Origin of the sequence: Campylobacter sp., from assembly GCF_030528245.1 — a bacterium.
GTDB lineage: Bacteria > Campylobacterota > Campylobacteria > Campylobacterales > Campylobacteraceae > Campylobacter_D.
Map to the genome: position 1 here is coordinate 1 of NZ_JAUMZG010000010.1, position 18,128 is coordinate 18,128.

The 18,128-nt window shown below is 47.3% G+C and carries 17 protein-coding genes; 11 read left to right on the plus strand and 6 right to left on the minus strand.

Annotated features, from left to right (window positions below; translation table 11 throughout):
• The first annotated feature begins 143 nt into the window (after positions 1-143).
• Both Q4A73_RS02955 and Q4A73_RS02960 read left to right on the plus strand, forming a co-directional pair.
• Positions 144-809 (plus strand): response regulator transcription factor, encoded by a 666-nt coding sequence (locus tag Q4A73_RS02955; RefSeq protein WP_303205947.1) that lies wholly within the window; start codon positions 144-146, stop codon positions 807-809.
• Positions 802-1,995: a HAMP domain-containing sensor histidine kinase gene (locus Q4A73_RS02960; protein ID WP_303205948.1), complete on the plus strand. Its 1,194-nt coding sequence runs from the start codon at positions 802-804 to the stop codon at positions 1,993-1,995. Before Q4A73_RS02955 ends, Q4A73_RS02960 begins: the two co-directional genes overlap by 8 nt.
• On the opposite strand, the gene Q4A73_RS02965 is transcribed toward Q4A73_RS02960, so the two are convergent.
• Genes Q4A73_RS02965 through Q4A73_RS02980 form a run of 4 tightly spaced genes read right to left on the minus strand, consistent with a single transcriptional unit; the run spans position 1,984 to position 5,962 of the window.
• Positions 1,984-2,187 (minus strand): hypothetical protein, encoded by a 204-nt coding sequence (locus tag Q4A73_RS02965; RefSeq protein WP_303205949.1) that lies wholly within the window; start codon positions 2,185-2,187, stop codon positions 1,984-1,986. The two genes, Q4A73_RS02960 and Q4A73_RS02965, sit on opposite strands and share 12 nt — an antisense overlap.
• Positions 2,188-2,189: 2 nt before the next feature.
• Positions 2,190-2,864, minus strand: coding sequence for a polyphenol oxidase family protein (locus Q4A73_RS02970; protein ID WP_303205950.1), 675 nt, complete (start codon positions 2,862-2,864; stop codon positions 2,190-2,192).
• Positions 2,828-3,433, minus strand: a complete 606-nt coding sequence (ribE, locus tag Q4A73_RS02975; protein ID WP_303205951.1) for a riboflavin synthase — start codon at positions 3,431-3,433, stop codon at positions 2,828-2,830. Before ribE ends, Q4A73_RS02970 begins: the two co-directional genes overlap by 37 nt.
• 9 nt (positions 3,434-3,442) lie before the next feature.
• On the minus strand, positions 3,443-5,962 hold the full coding sequence (locus Q4A73_RS02980; protein ID WP_303205952.1) for a hypothetical protein: 2,520 nt from the start codon (positions 5,960-5,962) through the stop codon (positions 3,443-3,445).
• A gap of 166 nt (positions 5,963-6,128) precedes the next feature.
• Between Q4A73_RS02980 and groES the strand changes: the two genes are divergently transcribed.
• The 9 genes from groES (at position 6,129) to lpxD (ending at position 14,893) form a co-directional block, all read left to right on the plus strand.
• Complete coding sequence (groES, locus tag Q4A73_RS02985; RefSeq protein ID WP_303205953.1) at positions 6,129-6,389, plus strand: co-chaperone GroES; 261 nt, start codon at positions 6,129-6,131, stop codon at positions 6,387-6,389.
• A 10-nt stretch (positions 6,390-6,399) separates the two neighbouring features.
• A complete protein-coding gene (gene groL, locus Q4A73_RS02990) occupies positions 6,400-8,037 on the plus strand; it encodes a chaperonin GroEL (RefSeq protein ID WP_303205954.1) in 1,638 nt (545 codons plus the stop codon).
• A 159-nt stretch (positions 8,038-8,196) separates the two neighbouring features.
• The gene (locus tag Q4A73_RS02995) at positions 8,197-8,802 is read left to right on the plus strand and encodes an NAD(P)H-dependent oxidoreductase (protein ID WP_303205955.1); all 606 of its coding nucleotides are present in this window, start codon (positions 8,197-8,199) and stop codon (positions 8,800-8,802) included.
• Positions 8,799-9,392 carry a nitroreductase family protein gene (locus Q4A73_RS03000; RefSeq protein WP_303205956.1) on the plus strand — a complete coding sequence of 198 codons (594 nt, stop codon included), beginning with the start codon at positions 8,799-8,801 and terminating at the stop codon, positions 9,390-9,392. The genes Q4A73_RS02995 and Q4A73_RS03000 overlap by 4 nt, the downstream gene beginning before the upstream one ends.
• A 63-nt stretch (positions 9,393-9,455) precedes the next feature.
• Positions 9,456-10,394 (plus strand): NAD(P)-binding domain-containing protein, encoded by a 939-nt coding sequence (locus Q4A73_RS03005; protein WP_303205957.1) that lies wholly within the window; start codon positions 9,456-9,458, stop codon positions 10,392-10,394.
• Positions 10,395-10,405: 11 nt separating this feature from the next.
• Entirely contained in the window at positions 10,406-11,782 is a 1,377-nt protein-coding gene (locus Q4A73_RS03010; RefSeq protein ID WP_303205958.1) for a replicative DNA helicase, read from the plus strand.
• Between the two features lie 2 nt (positions 11,783-11,784).
• Positions 11,785-13,482: an acetolactate synthase large subunit gene (locus Q4A73_RS03015; RefSeq protein ID WP_303205959.1), complete on the plus strand. Its 1,698-nt coding sequence runs from the start codon at positions 11,785-11,787 to the stop codon at positions 13,480-13,482.
• A complete protein-coding gene (gene ilvN / locus Q4A73_RS03020) occupies positions 13,479-13,943 on the plus strand; it encodes an acetolactate synthase small subunit (protein WP_303205960.1) in 465 nt (154 codons plus the stop codon). Before Q4A73_RS03015 ends, ilvN begins: the two co-directional genes overlap by 4 nt.
• Complete coding sequence (gene lpxD, locus Q4A73_RS03025) at positions 13,940-14,893, plus strand: UDP-3-O-(3-hydroxymyristoyl)glucosamine N-acyltransferase (protein ID WP_303205961.1); 954 nt, start codon at positions 13,940-13,942, stop codon at positions 14,891-14,893. The genes ilvN and lpxD overlap by 4 nt, the downstream gene beginning before the upstream one ends.
• Here lpxD and lon read toward each other — a convergent pair.
• On the minus strand, positions 14,890-17,265 hold the full coding sequence (lon, locus tag Q4A73_RS03030) for an endopeptidase La (protein ID WP_303205962.1): 2,376 nt from the start codon (positions 17,263-17,265) through the stop codon (positions 14,890-14,892). The two genes, lpxD and lon, sit on opposite strands and share 4 nt — an antisense overlap.
• A gap of 9 nt (positions 17,266-17,274) precedes the next feature.
• Positions 17,275-17,922 carry an outer membrane protein assembly factor BamD gene (gene bamD, locus Q4A73_RS03035; protein WP_303205963.1) on the minus strand — a complete coding sequence of 216 codons (648 nt, stop codon included), beginning with the start codon at positions 17,920-17,922 and terminating at the stop codon, positions 17,275-17,277.
• Positions 17,923-18,128 lie beyond the last annotated feature (206 nt).

An 18,128-nucleotide genomic window follows, 5' to 3' on the forward strand; every position in this document is an offset into this window, starting at 1 on the left:
AGCCATCGGTTAGATGGAATGCTTGTCTTTTGCAGCTCGGACTTTCCTCTTCTTACGAAGCGAGCATTTGCTATGCTTTGAATGGGCGATTCTAGCGAAAATTGATGATTTTGAAATAAAATACTAAAATTTCAAGGAAAAAAATGGCGGCGAAAATTTTACTTCTCGAGGATGATTTGAGTTTGGGGGAGATTGTTGCGGAATTTTTGAGCGAAGAGGGCTATGAGGTTGGGCTTTGTCATAACGCCAAAGACGCCCTCAACGAAGCCTACGAGAAGGATTACGCCCTTTGGATTTTTGATGTCAAAGTGCCTCTGGGCGATGGCTTTTCCCTGCTTGAAGAGCTAAGGGCAGCAGGACGCCAAAGCCCCTGCATCTTCATGACCTCCCTAAACACCACGGCGGATTTGAAGCAGGGCTTTAAGGCCGGCTGTGATGATTACATTCGAAAGCCCTTCGAGCTAGCCGAGCTTGCTTTGCGCGTGAAATCCCTACTCAAGCGCAGTTTTTCGCATAAAAATGAGGATTATGAGGACTTGGGCGGGGGTTTTAAATTTGGCCTGACCTCTCAAAATCTTTATCATTTTGATACCCTCATCCCACTTCCGGGCAAAGAATTGCGACTTTTGACCCTGCTTTTGCAAAATAAAAATCGTTTTTTAAGCACGGAGGAGCTTTTTGAGAAGCTGTGGGATTTTGACGAGGAGCCCAGTGAGCTGAGCCTTAGAGCCTATGTGAAAAATTTACGCAAAATTTTAGGCAAAGAAAAAATTCTCAACCAACGCGGCAGGGGCTATTGCTATGGCTAAGGGAGTTGTGCGTCAAATTTTACTCATTTACCTTAGCACGACGGGGATATTTTTGGCGATATTTTTCAGCCTTTGGTATGGCAAGCTTTACGAGGGACTCGTTCTTTCAAAGGGCGCTATTCTTAGGGATTGGCACAGAAATATCCTCATCAATGTCCTCAATGCGCGCTTCACGCCCCTGGATGAGAGCGCAAAAAACATCGCCCAAAGTTCGGGCTTGAAATTCGCCATTTTTGATGCCAATAAGCTTTGGTTTGACAATCTGGATTTTGATCGCAGTAAGGCCAAGTTCAGGGGCATGGGCATAGCCGATGGGAGGGTTTTTTTCTTAGCGCCGATGAGTTTTGAGGGCTATTTTTTGGGGCGAGGGGGGGAGCGATTTTCAAACGATGAGGGTTTGAAAATTTTATTGCAAGGCGAAGATGTGGCAAAGGATCTACTCGCCATCCGTGCTAAAGTGGTGCTTTGTGCGCTTTTGGCCTTCGCGCTTTTGGCCTTCATCGCCTTCGTTTTGGTGAAAATCGCCCTAAGGCCCCTCGAGGATAAAATTCGCCTGCTGGATCGCTTCATCAAGGACTCCACGCATGAGATCAACACGCCCCTAAGCGTGATTTTGATGAGCGTAGAGCAGCTTGAGAGGAAAAAAACGCAGGATGAGAAATTTGAGCGCATCAAACTCGCGGCCAAAACCCTGCATCAAATTTATTCGGATCTTGTGTTTTATAATTTTTCCCACACTCTTGAAAACGAGAAAAGCAGACTTAAAATGAAGGACTTGATCGCAGAGCGCCTTGAGTATTTTAGCCCCTTTTTAGCGCAAAAAGAGCTAAGGCTTGAGCGGAATTTGAGCGAGGAGGCCTTCATTTTTGCCAATAAAAATGCCATCACTAGGCTTTTTGACAACCTCCTAAGCAACGCCATCAAATACAACAAAAAGGGTGGTAAAATCGACATTTGCCTGCAAAAAAATCGCCTTCAAATCAGCGATAGCGGCTGCGGGATAGCGGGGGAGAATTTGAGCCGCATTTTTGAGCGTTACGCTCGATTTGACGCCTCGCAGGGAGGCTTTGGCATCGGGCTTTCTTTGGTGAAAAAAATCTGCCTTGAAAACGGCATCAAAATCACCTGCGACTCGAGGGAAAATGAGGGCAGCACCTTCGTGCTCGAGTGGGAGCTATTTGCTTAGGAGGGCGGCTTCTTTGCTTTTGATGAGAGACTGGATGAGAGCGGCGATCCTTTTTTTATCCTCAGTCTCAATGCCCCTTAAATTCGCGCCGATGAGCTGAGAAACTAGGGCCTCATTGGACAAATCCGCATCGTTAAATTCCCGTGCTTTTTGCAAGATCTTAAGCACCCTCAAATCCTTTCTTTCATACATTTTCATCCTTTCAAAACGATGACGCTTACAAAACGCCTTTGTGTTTTATCACGGCGATAGGAGGGCAGGGACCCATCCTCAAAGGTGCAAAGCTCCAAATCCACAATATCCTCCATTCCCAAATTTTGCGCCTGTTTTTTCACAAGCGCCTTCAAATCCAGCCGGTTCTCGCGCACGAATTCCCCAAAATGCGCCCCAGCATGCTCCAAAATTTCCCCCCCAAGCTCGTAGTGCCTTTGACAGATTGCGGGCATGATGAAGAGCTTAAAGTTCGCCATTTTAAGCTCGGGGTAAAATTTTTCCACCTCTGCAGCGCAGGCGGCTAGGATGTTTTCAAAGCAGCCCTGCCTCCCCGAGTGCAAGGCCGCCACAAGTCCATCCTTGTGCCACAAAAGCAGGGGCAAGCAGTCCGCACTCAAAACGCAAAGCGCCGTTCCTTTTTGCCGCGTTATGAGGCCATCGCAGCTTGAATTTTTACCCGCATCGATCGTAACGATGCGGGAGTGGATTTGATTCATAAAAACGCATTTTTTAATCCCACCCAAGCCTAAATTTTCAAACAAATTCCCTTCAAAAATTTCCCCCCTAAAAGGACCATAGTCCCTATCGTAGGCGCAAAAAATGCCTATTTTTTCATCGTTCAATACAGATAAGAAATTTTGTCCACTTCCTGCCATGAAGGTCCTTTGGGTTTGAATTTTGCTGCCAAGTAGCGCGCGAGTAAATCGCTTTCCACATTGAGCCTCCTGCCGATCTGATAGTCTTTAAAAAGCGTTTGGTTGAAGGTGATGGGGATGAGAGTGAGTCGCACTCCGGTGGCTAAAATTTCATTGATGGTGAGGCTAACCCCATCGATGCCTATGCTGCCCTTTGGCGCCATGAATTCCATCAAATGCGGCGGCAGGTTGATGAAAAAATCCATGCCGTTTTCGTTTTTTTTAATGCCCTCAAGCACCCCCACTCCGTCAATGTGCCCCTGCATCAAATGTCCATCCACCCTATCGCCATAGCACAAAGCGGGCTCAATGTGCACCCTGTCCTTTAAATTTTCCACCGCGATGAGGCCGCGCGTTTCCTTTGAGAGCTCCACATCAAAGCCCTCGCGATGCGTTTTTATGACGCTCAGGCAAGCACCATTGACCGCCACACTGGCCCCAAGCTCTGGCCTGTGGAGGGCCTTGAGGCTTAAGATGTTGTTTTGGTAGGACCTCACCCCAGCGATTTCTTTAATCAAGCCGTTAAACATCAAAACGCCTTAGAAAATTTTATCCAAAAGTTTGTCAAGTTTTCCATCCTCTGTGGGCTTTTTGACCGTATCGTTGAGTATGTTTTTGAGGGTATTTTTGACGCTCTCGGTGCTGAGTTTGACCTTAGGATCCTCGCTCGTGCCTTCGATGATGCCCTTGAAATTTGCCTGATTGAACTGGGCTTCAAAGGGGATTTTGATGTGCTGATTGTCGGTGTTGATCCTAGCCTGATGGATGCTGATATGGGCATTTTGCGCCTGCATGTTTAGGGAGAAATCAACAAGCTCCTTGCGCATCGTCGCCTGCGCCTTTGCGCTATGAAAAACATTATCGGTAATATCCTTGAAGGTGAGGAGCTTGATGGCGTTTGTGATGGGGTTTTGCTTGAGTTTCCCCTCGCTCATATTAAGCCCCGCCGTGCCGCTTTGGCTTAAAAGATTGTAATTGATGTCCGCATCGGCCCTGCCCTCATAAAGGTCGATAACATCCACGCCCCTAGCTAGGCTGAAAAGATCAACGCCCTTAAGCGAGGCTTTCAGGGCGTCATTTTCAAGGCTCGCCCTGAGCTTGCCTTCGAATAAATTCTCGCTTGTGATGAGGGCCTTTGGCTTTTTATCGAACGAAAGCATCCCCTCAAAATCGGCCTTTCCGCTTAGTTTTCTCTCCACCAAAAAACCAAGCTTGGAGAAATCATTCAGGGCTAGGGTGAAGTTGGAACTTAAAGTGCGTTGATTGAGATCAAAATTGCCTTTTAGGCTTTTGAGATTGCCTAAGGTGGAGTGAAGCGAGGCGTCAAAATCGGCCACGGAATCTTTCAAAAAAGCCTTCGCTTTCAGATCAAAATGCGCGTTTTCTGGGAATTTTTTATCCAAAATTTGGCTAAGAGCCGAGGCGTTGAGAACCCCCTTGGCATTCAAATTCACATCGCCGCTGAGCTTTTTTAAATCAAGATTTGAAAGCTTAGCCTTGCCGTTTAAAACCCCACCCGCATACTGGGGCAAACCCGCGATGAGCAAAGCCTTTTGGATGTCTAAATTTTCCACACTCACATCAAGATCTTTGCCTCCAGAACGGGCCGTGATTTTACCCTCGGCCAAATTCGCATCAATGTCGAGATTTTGGATTTGCGAGCCTATCAGGTGGATCTTGGAATTTAAAAGCATGCTGCCCTGGAGCCTTTGTCCGGCCAGAGTGCTAAATTGCGACAAATCATCGATGCTGACCATGGCGACTAGTTTTAGTTCTGCGTTGTTTGAGTCATAGCTTCCGCTCAGTTTTTTGACTTCAAGCAGGGTGGAATTTAAAAGCGCGTTGTAGCTGATTTTGCCGTTGTTTGAATCCGCTTGTGCTTGGAGGCTTAGGGATGCGTTTGGAAAGCTCAAGTGGGTGATTTTTTTGATTTCTTGAGGATCGATCGCTGCGTTGTCGATTTTTGCTTCTGCGTTGAAATTTTTAAGATCCAAAGCCTCGCTCCTCAAATTCACATGCAAATTTCCGCTCGCCAAAGACCCGTATCCTGCTAGGGCTAGGATTTTTTCAAGCCTCACCGCATCGAGCAGGAGGTGCAATTTCCCCTCTTTGACCCTGATGCTAGCCTCCCCACCCAAACCGCTGATTTTTGCATCCAAATCGCGCAAGACACTTCGCGCGAAAAGCAAATCCCCGCTCAAATCCAAAGCGCCATTCAATTTTGTTTGGGTGAGACTTTCGAGCTGGCTCAAGTCGAGGATTTTGAGATTAAAATCAGTTTGGAGTGAATCTTGAGTCAAATCGTATAAAGTTTTTTGACTGGTTAGATTGAGGTATGAATTTTGCGTTTGGCTCGTAATGAAGATGCGGTTATCCTTTATAGTGGCTAAAATTTTGGAATTTAAATCAGAATTTTTTGGCAAATTGACTTTAAATTTTTTTTGAATTTGCGCATGATTTATATCATTGATGTCAAGTTTTATTATAGCGTTACCATCAGGTTTTAAATCTTTGTTTGAAATTTTTGCCACAAGATCAATTTGCCCTTTAAAATAGGGATCTTGATGGAGAAAAATTAAAATTTTTTCTAGGTTTAGCTTTTGGGCATCAAGTTGAAGATCAAGTGGCCTAAGCTTGTAAATTCTACTATCCAAAATGATATTAGAGTCAAACAAAAGACCCTTGCCATTTGCGATAAAATCATTGATAGAGCCTTGAATTTTTCCCGCAAAATGAAGATCTTTGAGATTCAAACCTGCATTTTGTGTGTGATTTTTGTTGGCTTCCAATTTGTATTCAAGATCAAATCCTAAGCCGAAGAGGCTCAAATTTCCGTCGAGTTCAAGCTCTAGAGCGTTGTTGAGGATGGCTTGCAAATCCAAAGAAGAAGGGCGCAGGGAAAGGCGCGTGATGTTTAAATCCAGTCCAAAATCTTGCTTGACTTTATTTTGAGCGATATTGACAATGGCAGCATTACCAAGACTGGTAAAAAGTAAGCCATAAATGGCAAAGAAGAGCACTAAAATTAAGGCTAAAAAGGCGTAAATGATTTTTTTCATTGCTTATCCTTTATGATTATTTTATAAAATAACTTTAGTCTTATTAGCTAAAGATTTATAAATATTTTTACTTAAACTATTGACACCATTTATTTTTTGTAGTAATATTTTAACACTCAAATTTTAAAAGAGTGCTAACAAATCTATGTAATGAAAGGATAACAAAATGAATTTTCAACCTTTAGGAAAACGCGTTTTAGTCAAACGGGTGGAAGAGACCAAAACGACAGCCTCAGGCATCATCATACCCGATAATGCTAAAGAAAAGCCTTTGATGGGCGAAGTTATAGCGGTGAGTAAGGAGTTGAGTGAGCTTTCCACTGGCGACAAAATCGTTTTTGCCAAATACGGCGGCACGGAAATCAAGCTCGATGGTGGCGAGTATTTGGTCTTGAATCTTGATGACATTTTAGGAATTTTAAAATAAGGAGTAAAAAATGGCAAAGGAAATAATTTTTTCAGATGAGGCGAGAAATAAGCTTTATGAGGGCGTTAAAAAATTGAACGACGCCGTTAAGGTTACAATGGGACCAAGAGGCAGGAATGTCCTCATCCAAAAAAGCTTTGGAGCGCCTAGCATCACTAAGGATGGCGTGAGTGTGGCGAAAGAAATCGAGCTTAAAGATGGCTTAGAAAATATGGGTGCGGCCTTGGTGAGAGAAGTGGCGAGCAAGACAGCCGATCAAGCGGGCGATGGCACGACTACAGCGACCGTGCTTGCGCATGCTATTTTCAAAGAGGGCTTGAGAAATATCACAGCGGGGGCTAATCCCATCGAGGTGAAAAGGGGCATGGATAAGGCTTGCGAGGCTATTGTGGATGAGCTTAAGAAGCTTTCAAGAGAGGTTAAGGATAAAAAAGAAATCGCTCAGGTGGCGACCATTTCGGCAAATTCTGATGAAAAAATTGGCGCCCTAATCGCTGATGCGATGGAAAAAGTGGGAAAAGATGGCGTGATCACCGTGGAGGAGGCAAAATCCATCAACGACGAGCTCAATGTCGTTGAGGGTATGCAGTTTGACAGAGGCTATTTGAGCCCTTATTTTATCACCAATGCGGACAAAATGACCGCCGAGCTTTCCAATCCTTACATTTTGCTTTTTGATAAAAAAATCACAAATTTAAAAGATTTGCTTCCCGTTTTGGAGCAAATTCAAAAAACGGGCAAACCGCTTTTGATCATCGCCGAAGACATTGAAGGCGAGGCCTTGGCAACCTTAGTGGTCAATAAACTGAGAGGCGTTTTGAACATTTCTGCGGTCAAGGCTCCGGGCTTTGGCGACAGACGCAAGGCCATGCTTGAGGATATTGCGATTTTGACGGGCGGTGAGGTGATAGCTGAGGAGCTGGGCAGGACGCTTGAAAGTGCGACTTTAGAGGATTTGGGACAGGCTTCTAGCGTCATCATTGACAAGGACAACACAACCATCGTCAACGGCGCGGGAGAAAAGGCAAACATCGACGCAAGAATCAATCAAATCAAAGCGCAGATTGCTGAAACGACAAGCGATTACGATAGAGAAAAGCTCCAAGAAAGACTGGCCAAACTTAGCGGGGGCGTGGCTCTCATCAAGGTGGGCGCAGCGACCGAAACAGAAATGAAAGAGAAAAAGGACCGCGTTGATGATGCGCTGAGTGCGACAAAAGCGGCGGTTGAAGAGGGCATAGTCATCGGCGGCGGTGCGGCTTTAATCAAAGCGAAGTCTAAGGTTAAGCTGAATTTGCAAGGCGATGAGGCCATCGGAGCGGCCATTGTGGAGAGGGCTTTGAGGGCGCCTTTGAGGCAAATTGCTGAAAATGCGGGCTTTGACGCTGGTGTAGTTGTCAATAGTGTGGAAAATTGTAGTGATGAGAATTCTGGCTTTGACGCGGCAAAAGGCGAATATGTGGATATGTTTAAGTCGGGCATTATCGATCCTGTGAAGGTGGAGAGGATCGCCCTGCTTAACGCTGTTTCCGTAGCCTCCATGCTCCTAACCACTGAAGCGACCATCAGCGAAATCAAAGAGGAAAAACCTGCCATGCCAGACATGAGCGGCATGGGAGGGATGGGCGGCATGGGCGGGATGATGTGATCCCCCCTGCCACCTCAGTCAGCAGAGCTTTCTGCTGATTTTTTATGCTACTTATTTAAGTTTTACCCTCTCCAAACATTCAAATGCATTTATTTGTTGTCGATATTATTTTTTTTTAAATTCTTATATTTGTCAACGATAAATTTTTTGGAGCATGAAATGAACTTTAAAGAACTTTTGAACAAGCGTTATGCTTGCAAGCTTTTTACCGAGGAAAAAATCAGCGAGGAAAAACTGCGCTTCATCTTGGAGTGTGGAATTTTAAGCCCGAGCTCTCATGGCTTTGAGCCGTGGAAATTTGTCGTGCTAAAGGACAGGGGCGAGGAGCTATCAAAACTCTGCTTTCATCAAAAAAATGTTGCCTCAGCAAGCCATAATGTCATCATTCTAGCGCGCAAGGATTTGCAAAGCAAGGACGATTTTGCGCAAAGGCAAATCAGGCGCTTTAGCGGCAGAAGTGAGGAAAAATTCCGCGAGGTTTTGGCCACTTACACGCACAAAACCGACCCGATGTCCCCCCAGGAGCTCTACCACTACGCCCAGCTTCAGTGCTATCTGGCCCTGATGCAAATGTCCCTAGCGGCGATGAGCGTGGGGGTGGACTCGTGCATGATAGGCGGCTTTGAAAAGGAGGGAGTGGATGCCTTTTTGGGACTTGAGGAGCCCTTTGAAACGGCGGTGATTTTGAGTTTGGGATACAAGGCTAATGAGCCAAAATACCCCAAGCAGCGCTTGAAATTTGAAGAAGTGGTGGAGTTTTTATGAAAATTTTTAGTACGAGGTATTCTTGCAGGAATTTTAAGGATAAGGACATCGAGGCGCAGGATTTGCGTAAAATTTTGGAGGTCGCACGATTTAGCCCCAGCTCTTTGGGGCTTGAGCCGTGGAAATTCCTAGTCGTGCAGGATAAAATTCAAAAAAGTCAAATCAGCCTCATCGCCAACCATCAAGCCCACCTCAAAAGCGCGGCGGCTTTGATCATCATCGTTTCAAGGCTTGATTTTGAGGACTATTTCGAGGACAAACTGCGTCAAAGAAAGATGAGCGAGGTCGAATTCCAAAAGCGGGTCCGGCTTTACAAGCCCTTTTTAAGCTCCATGGATAAGAAGGCGAAGTTGGCCTATTCTAGAGAGCAGGCGCATATCGCGCTGGCTAGCATTTTATACGGGGCGAATTCGCTAGGCATTGCAAGCTGCACCATTGGAGGCTTTGACAGGGATAAGCTCAATGAATATTTGAAGCTAGACACCGACAAGGCTCAGGCCACGCTCATCGTGGCTTTGGGCTTTGCTGCGGATGAGGGGGTGCCGGATAAGGCGCGATTCACTTTGGATGAGCTGGTGGAATTTTTGTGATTTAAGCTTGATTTTATTTTGAATTGACAAAAATTTACGAGAAATCAAACGGAAAGGTGGAAGATGAAAAAGGTTGATTTGATTGTCATCGGTGCGGGGCCTACTGGCATAGGGTGTGCGGTGGAGGCGAGGCTGAAAAACAAGGAAGTCTTACTTTTGGAAAAGTCAGGCGCCATTTGCCAGACCCTGCTGCAGTTTTACAAGGACGGCAAGAGGGTCGATAAGGCCTACAAGGGCTGCGAGGGGACAAATTACGGGCACATACCCTTTGAGGACGGCACGAAGGAAAGCACGATAGAAACCCTACAAAACGCCCTAAAAGAGCACAAAATCGAGCCCGTGTTTGGCAGCGAGGTGGAGAGCGTGAAAAAGGAAAATGGCCTCTTTCATGTCAGCACTGGCGGGGGGGTTTATGCGTGCGAAAATATCATCATCGCCATCGGCAGGATGGGCAAGCCCAACAAGCCCGACTACAAACTCCCATCAAGCCTCAACAAAATCATAAATTTCAACGCAAATTCCGTCCAAGGCGGGGAGAAAATTTTGGTCGTGGGCGGGGGCAATTCGGCCGCGGAGTATGCGGTGGATTTGGCCAGCGGCAATGAAGTGAGCCTTTGCTACCGCAGGAAGGAATTCACAAGGCTCAACGACATCAACCTCAAGGACCTCACCGAGGCGGGGCAGTTGGGCAGGGTGAGGCTGAGGCTTGGCGTGGATATCGAGGCTGTGGAGGATGAGGGCGGCAAGGCAAAGGTGCGCTTTAATGACGGCGCGAGCGAGCTCTATGACAGGCTCATTTATGCCATCGGGGGGTCGACGCCGCTTGATTTTTTGCAAAAATGCGGCGTGGCGGTGGATGATAAGGGCGTGCCTTTAATGGATGAGAATAAGCAGAGCAATGTCAAGGGGATTTTTGTGGCCGGTGATATAGCGACCAAAAACGGCGCGAGCATCGTTACGGGGCTCAATGACGCGGTGAAGATTGTGGAATTTTTGGGTTGAAATTTTTAACAATGCAGCATAATGAACATTTTGATTTGGATTTGGAACGAGCGATTTTGAGCTCTTGTCTTATGAGTGAGGAGGCTTATGGCAGCATAGCGGGAGATGTTGAGGCTAGGGATTTTAGCCTTAAGGCGCATCAGGATGTCTTTAGGGCTATGGTGCTTTGCGTGAATGCAGGCCAGCCGCTCAGTCTTAGCTTCATCAAAAAGCACAAAAAGCTCGATGAGCAAATTCTTAACGAAATCATCGCCACGCCCTCAGTCATCGACCTGAGTGCCTACACACACGAGCTTAGAGAGAGGTCTATCCGCAGGCAGCTTTTGAATTTCGCCGCACTTTTACCCAGTCGCATCAATGAAAATCGCCCCGTGAGTGAAATCAGCGATGAGCTTGGTAAGGAAATTTTCAGCCTCACGCATCGCATCAATGTCAGTGATATTAAGGAAGTGGATGTGGTGATCGGTGAGCTTTTGGAGGAATTTGAAAGGCAGAAAGCCCAAGGGAATGCTAGCGTTATAGGGCTTGAGACGGGTTTTGATGAGCTGGATGAGATGACGAAGGGCTTTAAAAATGGGGAGCTCATCATCATCGCGGCGCGTCCGGGCATGGGGAAAACGACCCTGTGTTTGAATTTTATCGATAGGGTTTTGAGGCAAAATAGGGGCGTGGCGATGTTTTCGCTTGAGATGCCCGCAACGCAAATTCTACAAAGGATGCTCGCAGCAAGGACGGCCATCCCCTTGCAGAAAATTCTCACCGCCGACCTTAACGATAGCGAATGGACGCGCATGGGCGATGCTTGTAATGATTATGCCAAGACTAAATTTTTCATTTACGATAGCGGCTATGCGAGCATTAGCGATGTGAGGGCTATTTTGCGAAGGCTCAAGGCGCAGGAGCCTAGCATCAGCCTGTGCGTGATCGACTACATCGGGCTTATGATGGGAAACGCGGCCTTCAAGGACAGGCACTTGCAGGTGAGTGAAATTTCAAGGGGGCTCAAGCTCCTGGCCCGCGAGCTTGACATGCCCATCATCGCCCTATCTCAGCTCAATCGCTCCCTAGAGAGCCGCTCCAACAAACGCCCGATGCTGAGTGATTTGCGCGAGAGTGGCGCCATCGAGCAGGATGCGGATACGATTTTATTCGTCTATCGGGATGAGGTGTATAGGGAGCAGGAGGAAAGAGAAAGGGAAAATAGGGCTAGGGCAGAAGGAAGGGAGTATCAGAGGATTTTCCAAAGCAGCCCCGTGCAGGAGCAGGCTGAAATAATAGTGGGCAAAAACAGAAATGGCCCCATAGGTACGACTGAGATCATTTTCCGCAAGGAGAATTCCTTTTTTGTAGATAAGCCTCGTTTTGAGGCGAGAGAATTTGGAGGTTAGCGATGGGAAAAATTAGTGGTTCGGCTATGATTTGTGAGGCTTTGAGAAGGGAGGGGGTGGAATTTGTTTTCGGCTATCCGGGCGGGGCAGCCTTAAACATTTACGATGCGATTTACAAGCAAAAATTTTTCAAGCACATCCTAGTCCGCCACGAGCAGGCCGCCCTGCATGCGGCTGATGGCTATGCGAGGATGAGCGGGAAGGTCGGCGTGGCTGTGGTTACCAGTGGCCCTGGCTTTACCAATACCATCACGGGTCTTGCCACGGCCTATAGCGATTCTGTGCCTGTGGTTTTGATCTCAGGCCAGGTGGCCAATCCTCTCATCGGCACGGACGCCTTTCAGGAGATCGATGCGGTGGGGATTTCACGCCCCTGCGTCAAGCACAATTACCTGATCACGCGCATCGAGGAGCTGCCGCGCGTTTTGAAGGAGGCCTTTTACCTTGCGAATTCGGGCAGGAAGGGGCCTGTGCACATCGATGTGCCCAAGGATGTGAGTGCGGCTGTGTGGGACTTTGACTATCCTGCTAGCATCGCGATGAGGACCTACAAGCCCACCTACAAGGGCAATGCCAAGCAGATCAAAAAGCTCGCCGCACTTTTGAGAGGGGCGAAACGGCCGCTTTTTTATCTGGGTGGGGGCTGCATCGCCTCAGAGGCGGCCGGACCCTTGCGTGAGCTTGTGAATTTGACGCAAATTCCTGCTGTGCAGACCCTGATGGCCCTGGGAATTTTAGACAGCAAGGACTCGCTCAATCTCAAAATGGCAGGGATGCATGGTAGCTACAGGGCAAATATGGCGATGAGTGAGTGCGATTTGCTCATCGCTGTGGGGGCTAGGTTTGATGATAGGATCACGGGCAAGACTAGCGAATTTGCCAAGAGGGCGCAGATTGTGCATATTGACATCGATCCGAGCTCTATTTCTAAGATTATCAACGCGCATTTTCCCGTGGTGGGGGACATTAAGGAGGTGATTAAGGAGCTTTTAAGCGAGCTTAAAAAAGAAAAATTCATCCCGCAAAGCAAGGAATGGATAGAAAATTTAAACCGCTACGAAAGACTCTATCCTCTAGATTACGAGGACAGCGATGAGGTGCTAAAGCCCCAGTGGGTGGTGGAGGAGTGCGCGAGGATGGCCCCAAAGGCTAGGATCATCGCTGATGTGGGGCAGCATCAAATGTGGGTGGCGCAGTTTTTTCCCTTTCATTACCCGAGGCAGTTTGCGACAAGCGGGGGGCAGGGGGCCATGGGTTATTCCTTACCCGCCGCGCTTGGGGCGAAACTTGCCGTGGGCGAGGAGGAGGCGGTGATAAATTTTGTCGGTGATGGTTCTGTTTTGATGAACATCCAAGAGCTCATGACCGCCCATGAATATGGCATCACAACCATCAACATCATCATCAATAACGCCTTTTTGGGCATGGTACGTCAGTGGCAGAGTATGTTTTATGAGGAGAATTTTTCTGAGACGGATTTGAGCTTGCAGGCTGATTTTGTGAAAATCGCGGAAGGCTTTGGCTGCGTGGGTTTTAATGTCCGCACAAAAAAGGAATTCCAAAGCGCCCTTAAAAAAGCCCTGAAACTGAAAAAAACCAGTCTTTTGAATGTGATGGTGGATAGGTTTGAGGATGTCTTGCCTATGGTGCCAGCGGGGGCTGCGATTTACAATATGATTCTACCAAAGGCGAAAAAATGAGAAGAATTTTATCGGTGATAGTTTTGAATGAGCACGGGGTTTTGTCGCGCATTGTGGGGCTCTTTTCGGGGAGGGGGTATAATATCGACAGTCTCACGGTCGCGCCCCTGCAGGATGGGGAATTTTCACGCATCAATATCGTAACATCGGGCGATGAGAGGATTTTTGAGCAAATCATCAAGCAGCTACACAAGCTCATCCCTACCTACAAGGTGATAGAAAGTGGGGAATTTATCGAAAAAGAAATGGCCCTGGTTAAGATCCCGCTCGGGGAGAATTTGAGCGGGCTGGATGCGGTTTTGAAGGCCTATAATGGCGTGATCGCAAACAGCAATGAGAATTTTTTGTTTTTACTGGTCGCTGATGATGCGGGGCGCATTGATAGCTTTTTGAAGACGATCAAAAAATACCATCCTAAAAATGTCGTTCGTAGTGGTTCTATACTGATGGAGGTTCAATGAAATTAAGCGAAATAGCCGAATTTTTGGGCTTGGAATACAAAGGAGAGGATGTAAAAATCACGGCTTTAAATTCTCTCCTGAGGGCAAATTTTACAGAGCTTAGTTATTGCGATGGGGAGAAAAACGCCAAGGACATCGCCAATACTGGCGCAGCGGCGATTTTGGTGGGTAAGGAATATGAAAGCCTAGTGCCTAAGGATACAAAGGCGCTCATCAGTCCCAATCCTCATCTTAGCTTTGCTTTTGTGAGTAAGCTTTTTGCCAAGCCGCTCTTCAGTGAGGTCAGGGTGCAAAATATCGCCAAAAGCGCGAAAATTATGCCCAATGTGTATCTGGGTAACAACATCCACATCGGCGAAAATGTCATCATTATGGCGGGGGCCTTCGTGGGCGATAATGTCAGCATAGGGGATGAGAGCGTCATTCATCCCAATGTGGTCATTTACAATGACAGCATCATCGGTAAAAAATGCCACCTGCTTGCAAACTGCGTCATCGGTAGCGATGGCTTTGGTTACGCGCACAATAAAAACGGCGAACACCATAAAATTTATCATAATGGCAATGTGATTTTGGAGGATTTTGTGGAGATTGGCGCTTGCACGAGCATTGATAGGGCGGTGTTTGATAGCACCATCATCAAGGCGGGGACTAAGGTGGATAATCTTGTCCAAATCGGCCACAATTGCCAGGTCGGTCAAAACTGCATCATCATCGCGCAAACGGGGCTTTCGGGCTCGACGCAGCTTGGGCGCAATGTCATCATGGGCGGACAAAGTGCCACAAGCGGGCATCTTAAAATAGGCGATTTTAGCACGATAGCCGCTAGGGGCGGGGTGAGTAAAAATTTAGAAGGGGGGCGTGTTTATGGGGGTTTCCCCATAATGCTTCAAAAAGACTGGCTCAAGCTTCAGGCGAAGATCGCGATGAAATTTAAGGACAAAAACTAAATCAAACTAAGCCCCAGAACCTCCTCAAAGTCCCTCACGGCGATGATTTGCATGTTGTCTTTAACTTCTTGTGGGATATCCTTTAGGTCCCTGTCGTAGTTTTTTTGCGGGATGAGAGCGGTTTTGATTTCTGCCTTATACGCCGCGATGAGCTTTTCTTTCAGGCCGCCGATGGGTAAAATTCTACCACTCAAATCAAGCTCCCCCGTCATCGCCACAGAGCCCCTCACCCTTTTCTCGCTAAAAATCGAAGCGATAGCCGTAGCCATCGTGATGCCAGCACTGGGGCCATCCTTAGGCGTGGCGCCGTCTGGGACATGGATGTGAAGATTGTATTGCTCGTAAATATTTTCTTTGCTGTTATGGATGCTTTTTTTAGGGATTTTAACGCTGCCCCTGTCGATCAAAACCTTAATCACACTCAAAGCGATCTTAGCCGACTCCTTCATCACATCACCCAAGGAGCCCGTGAGGGTGAGCTCACCCTTGCCTTTGATTTTGATGGCCTCCACCTTCAAAACATCCCCCCCCACGGCCGTCCAAGCCAGTCCATTGACCTGCCCGATCTTATCCTCCCCGTTCTGCTTTTGGATTTCATAGACCTTTTTGTCTAAAAATTCGTGCAAATTCCTGCCGCTGATGCTCACTTTTCCGCCCCCTTCGAGGAGGAGTTTTTTGGCACTTTTGCGGCAAAGCTGGGCGATTTGGCGGCGTAAATTTCGCACCCCGGACTCCCTCGTGTAGTCGCTGATTAAAAGCTCGATGGCCTCCTTACTCACGCTCATCTCGCCCCTCATCAGTCCGTGTTTGCCCAGCTCATCGGGGATGAGATAGCTTTTTGCGATGTGAAATTTCTCGCTGGGCGTGTAGGAACTGAGCTCTATAAATTCCATCCTATCCCTCAGGGCTGGGGGGATATTGCTGATGTCATTAGCCGTAGCGATGAAGATGGCCTTACTCAGATCGAGATTGAAATTAAGATAGTGATCCCTGAATTTAGAATTTTGCTCAGGGTCCAAAATCTCCAAAAGCACCGCCGAGGGGTCCCCGCGAAAATTACGCCCCAACTTATCTATCTCATCAAGGACGATGATGGGGTTCATTTGCGATGACTCGATGAGTCCCTGCACGATGCGCCCCGGCATGGCGCCGATGTAGGTGCGCCGATGCCCACGAAGCTCACTCACATCCTCAAGCCCCCCTAAGGCTATGCGCACAAGTCCTCTTTTTAGGGCTTTCGCTACCGAATTTGCCAAGGAGGTCTTGCCCACGCCAGGGGGGCCATAAAGGCACAAAATTACCTTCGCGCCGTCCTTGTTGGCGATGGCCCTGCGCTGCAAAAGCTCCCGCACGGCAAAATACTCCTCAATGCGCTCTTTGGGCTTTTCGAGGGCGTAGTGGTCCTTGTTGAGCTGCTTGCTGACCTCTTTGATGCTGAGTTTTTTCTTAGAAATTTTTTCAAAGGGCACTTCAAGGGCTGTTTCGATGTAGGTTTGTATGAGTGAGCCTTCTGAGTTGTCCTGATGGAGGCGGTCGAATTTTTCTATTTGCTTTTTGATTTCCTTGTAGGCATCCTCCCACATGAAGGGCCTTTTTTCTTCTAGTTTTTTGTGATACTCACTCACCTCGCCATCTTTTTGGGTATCAGAGCCGAGTTCTTTTTGAATTTGGCGCAGCTGTTCTTTGAGGAAGTATTCTTTATTAGCCCTGTCGATGCGTGAGTGGACGCGATTTTTGATTTCTTTTTGCATATCGCTGACCTCAATTTCTGCCGCGATGAAGTCGATGAGCTTTAAAAGCTTGGCCTCCAAATCGCTGAGGATGAAAAATTCATAGGCAAGCTGCCTTTTGATGCGTATGCTGTTGAGGATCAGATCGCAAATTCTAGCCGCATCCATACCCTCCTCGATGGTCCTTAGTAAGTCGGGCGAGAAATAATGACTGCTGTTAGCGAGGATGCGCACCTTTTCCTTGAGGACGCTCAGCAGAGCCTCCCTCTTTTTTTCCTCCAAAATTTCTTCTTGGATGAGCGTGATTTTGGCTTCTAGGGGCTTGTCGGCTATGCGCCCTGTGATCCTGCCCTTAGCATAGCCCTGAAAGAGAATTTTAACGCGTCCATCGGGCAATGGCACTTTGCGCATTATTGTCCCCACCACGCCGCAGTCGTAAATTTCATCAAAACTCCTGCCGCCCTCATACTTGGATGGGGCGACAAAAATGAGGCTTTCGTTTTTGATGGCAAGCTCTAAAGCCTTGGTATTTAGGGCGTCTGAGATGAAGATGGGCGTTATCATGAAGGGGTATAAAAACAGCTCATCCTCGACCAAAACGGGCAGAGTGCTCGATTGGCATAAGATTTCTTCGATGTGCATTTTCAGTCCTTAAAATTCTTCAAATATGCTTCTATACCACGGAAGTTCGGGCTTGATGATGCTTTTTTCAAAAAATTCGGATTGGCGCAATTTGTCCTGATAAATTTTATAGCTTTCGACTCGGCCCGTTCTTTGGTATAGGTCGGCTATGGTGCTATCAAGGTGGAAAATCGCGAGGTTGAATTTGGTAAGCATCGTTTGCACGAGGGGCTCGTATTGCGTTTGGGGGTATTCTTTGAGGAAGCCATCGATTTCTTTTTGACTTTGTAGCATCAGGGCTTGGTTGCGATTGGGCACGGCGAAGGCTTCAAATTTGGCCTTGATCTTGAGATAGTGGATGAAGTCGATATTTTTGGAGTTTCCAAATTTCTTCCCATACTCATCGAGGTAAAATTCGGCCAGCTTGTATTCCTCCTCGTCCATGTGCGCTTGGGCGAGGATGAGGAGGATGGTCTCAAGCAGGGGGTCGTTGATGTGCTCGCTGGACATCCCGCTGTAGTGATTGTCGGCCTTTTCTAGATCCTTATCCTGTAGGTCCTTGATGATTTGAGCATACCATTGTGGGGCGCTGAGATTGTAGAGCTCTTCGGAGCGTTTGACGCTGCAACCCAGAAAAAAAACCAAGACTAAAAAGCAAAACAGGGCATTATTTTTCATTGAATCCAAACCTTATAATAAAAATCTGGCAATTGTAATCAAAAATAATTATGCTTTGGATAATCCAATCCAAAAGCTGGGCCGCAAATAAATTTAGCTTGGATGTTGGGGTGAAGCGGGGGCATTGCGCGGTGGAATTTAGCCCGATCCGACCCCATTGTTTGGGGAGATGATAAAGTTGGAACTATTATTGCTTATTTGTGCTG

Coding starts and splice junctions, on each gene's coding strand:
- Q4A73_RS02955 (WP_303205947.1), top strand. CDS start 144: ATGGCGGCGAAAATTTTACTTCTCGAGGATGATTTGAGTTTGGGGGAG.
- Q4A73_RS02960 (WP_303205948.1), top strand. CDS start 802: ATGGCTAAGGGAGTTGTGCGTCAAATTTTACTCATTTACCTTAGCACG.
- Q4A73_RS02965 (WP_303205949.1), bottom strand. CDS start 2,187: ATGTATGAAAGAAAGGATTTGAGGGTGCTTAAGATCTTGCAAAAAGCA.
- Q4A73_RS02970 (WP_303205950.1), bottom strand. CDS start 2,864: ATGGCAGGAAGTGGACAAAATTTCTTATCTGTATTGAACGATGAAAAA.
- ribE (WP_303205951.1), bottom strand. CDS start 3,433: ATGTTTAACGGCTTGATTAAAGAAATCGCTGGGGTGAGGTCCTACCAA.
- Q4A73_RS02980 (WP_303205952.1), bottom strand. CDS start 5,962: ATGAAAAAAATCATTTACGCCTTTTTAGCCTTAATTTTAGTGCTCTTC.
- groES (WP_303205953.1), top strand. CDS start 6,129: ATGAATTTTCAACCTTTAGGAAAACGCGTTTTAGTCAAACGGGTGGAA.
- groL (WP_303205954.1), top strand. CDS start 6,400: ATGGCAAAGGAAATAATTTTTTCAGATGAGGCGAGAAATAAGCTTTAT.
- Q4A73_RS02995 (WP_303205955.1), top strand. CDS start 8,197: ATGAACTTTAAAGAACTTTTGAACAAGCGTTATGCTTGCAAGCTTTTT.
- Q4A73_RS03000 (WP_303205956.1), top strand. CDS start 8,799: ATGAAAATTTTTAGTACGAGGTATTCTTGCAGGAATTTTAAGGATAAG.
- Q4A73_RS03005 (WP_303205957.1), top strand. CDS start 9,456: ATGAAAAAGGTTGATTTGATTGTCATCGGTGCGGGGCCTACTGGCATA.
- Q4A73_RS03010 (WP_303205958.1), top strand. CDS start 10,406: ATGCAGCATAATGAACATTTTGATTTGGATTTGGAACGAGCGATTTTG.
- Q4A73_RS03015 (WP_303205959.1), top strand. CDS start 11,785: ATGGGAAAAATTAGTGGTTCGGCTATGATTTGTGAGGCTTTGAGAAGG.
- ilvN (WP_303205960.1), top strand. CDS start 13,479: ATGAGAAGAATTTTATCGGTGATAGTTTTGAATGAGCACGGGGTTTTG.
- lpxD (WP_303205961.1), top strand. CDS start 13,940: ATGAAATTAAGCGAAATAGCCGAATTTTTGGGCTTGGAATACAAAGGA.
- lon (WP_303205962.1), bottom strand. CDS start 17,265: ATGCACATCGAAGAAATCTTATGCCAATCGAGCACTCTGCCCGTTTTG.
- bamD (WP_303205963.1), bottom strand. CDS start 17,922: ATGAAAAATAATGCCCTGTTTTGCTTTTTAGTCTTGGTTTTTTTTCTG.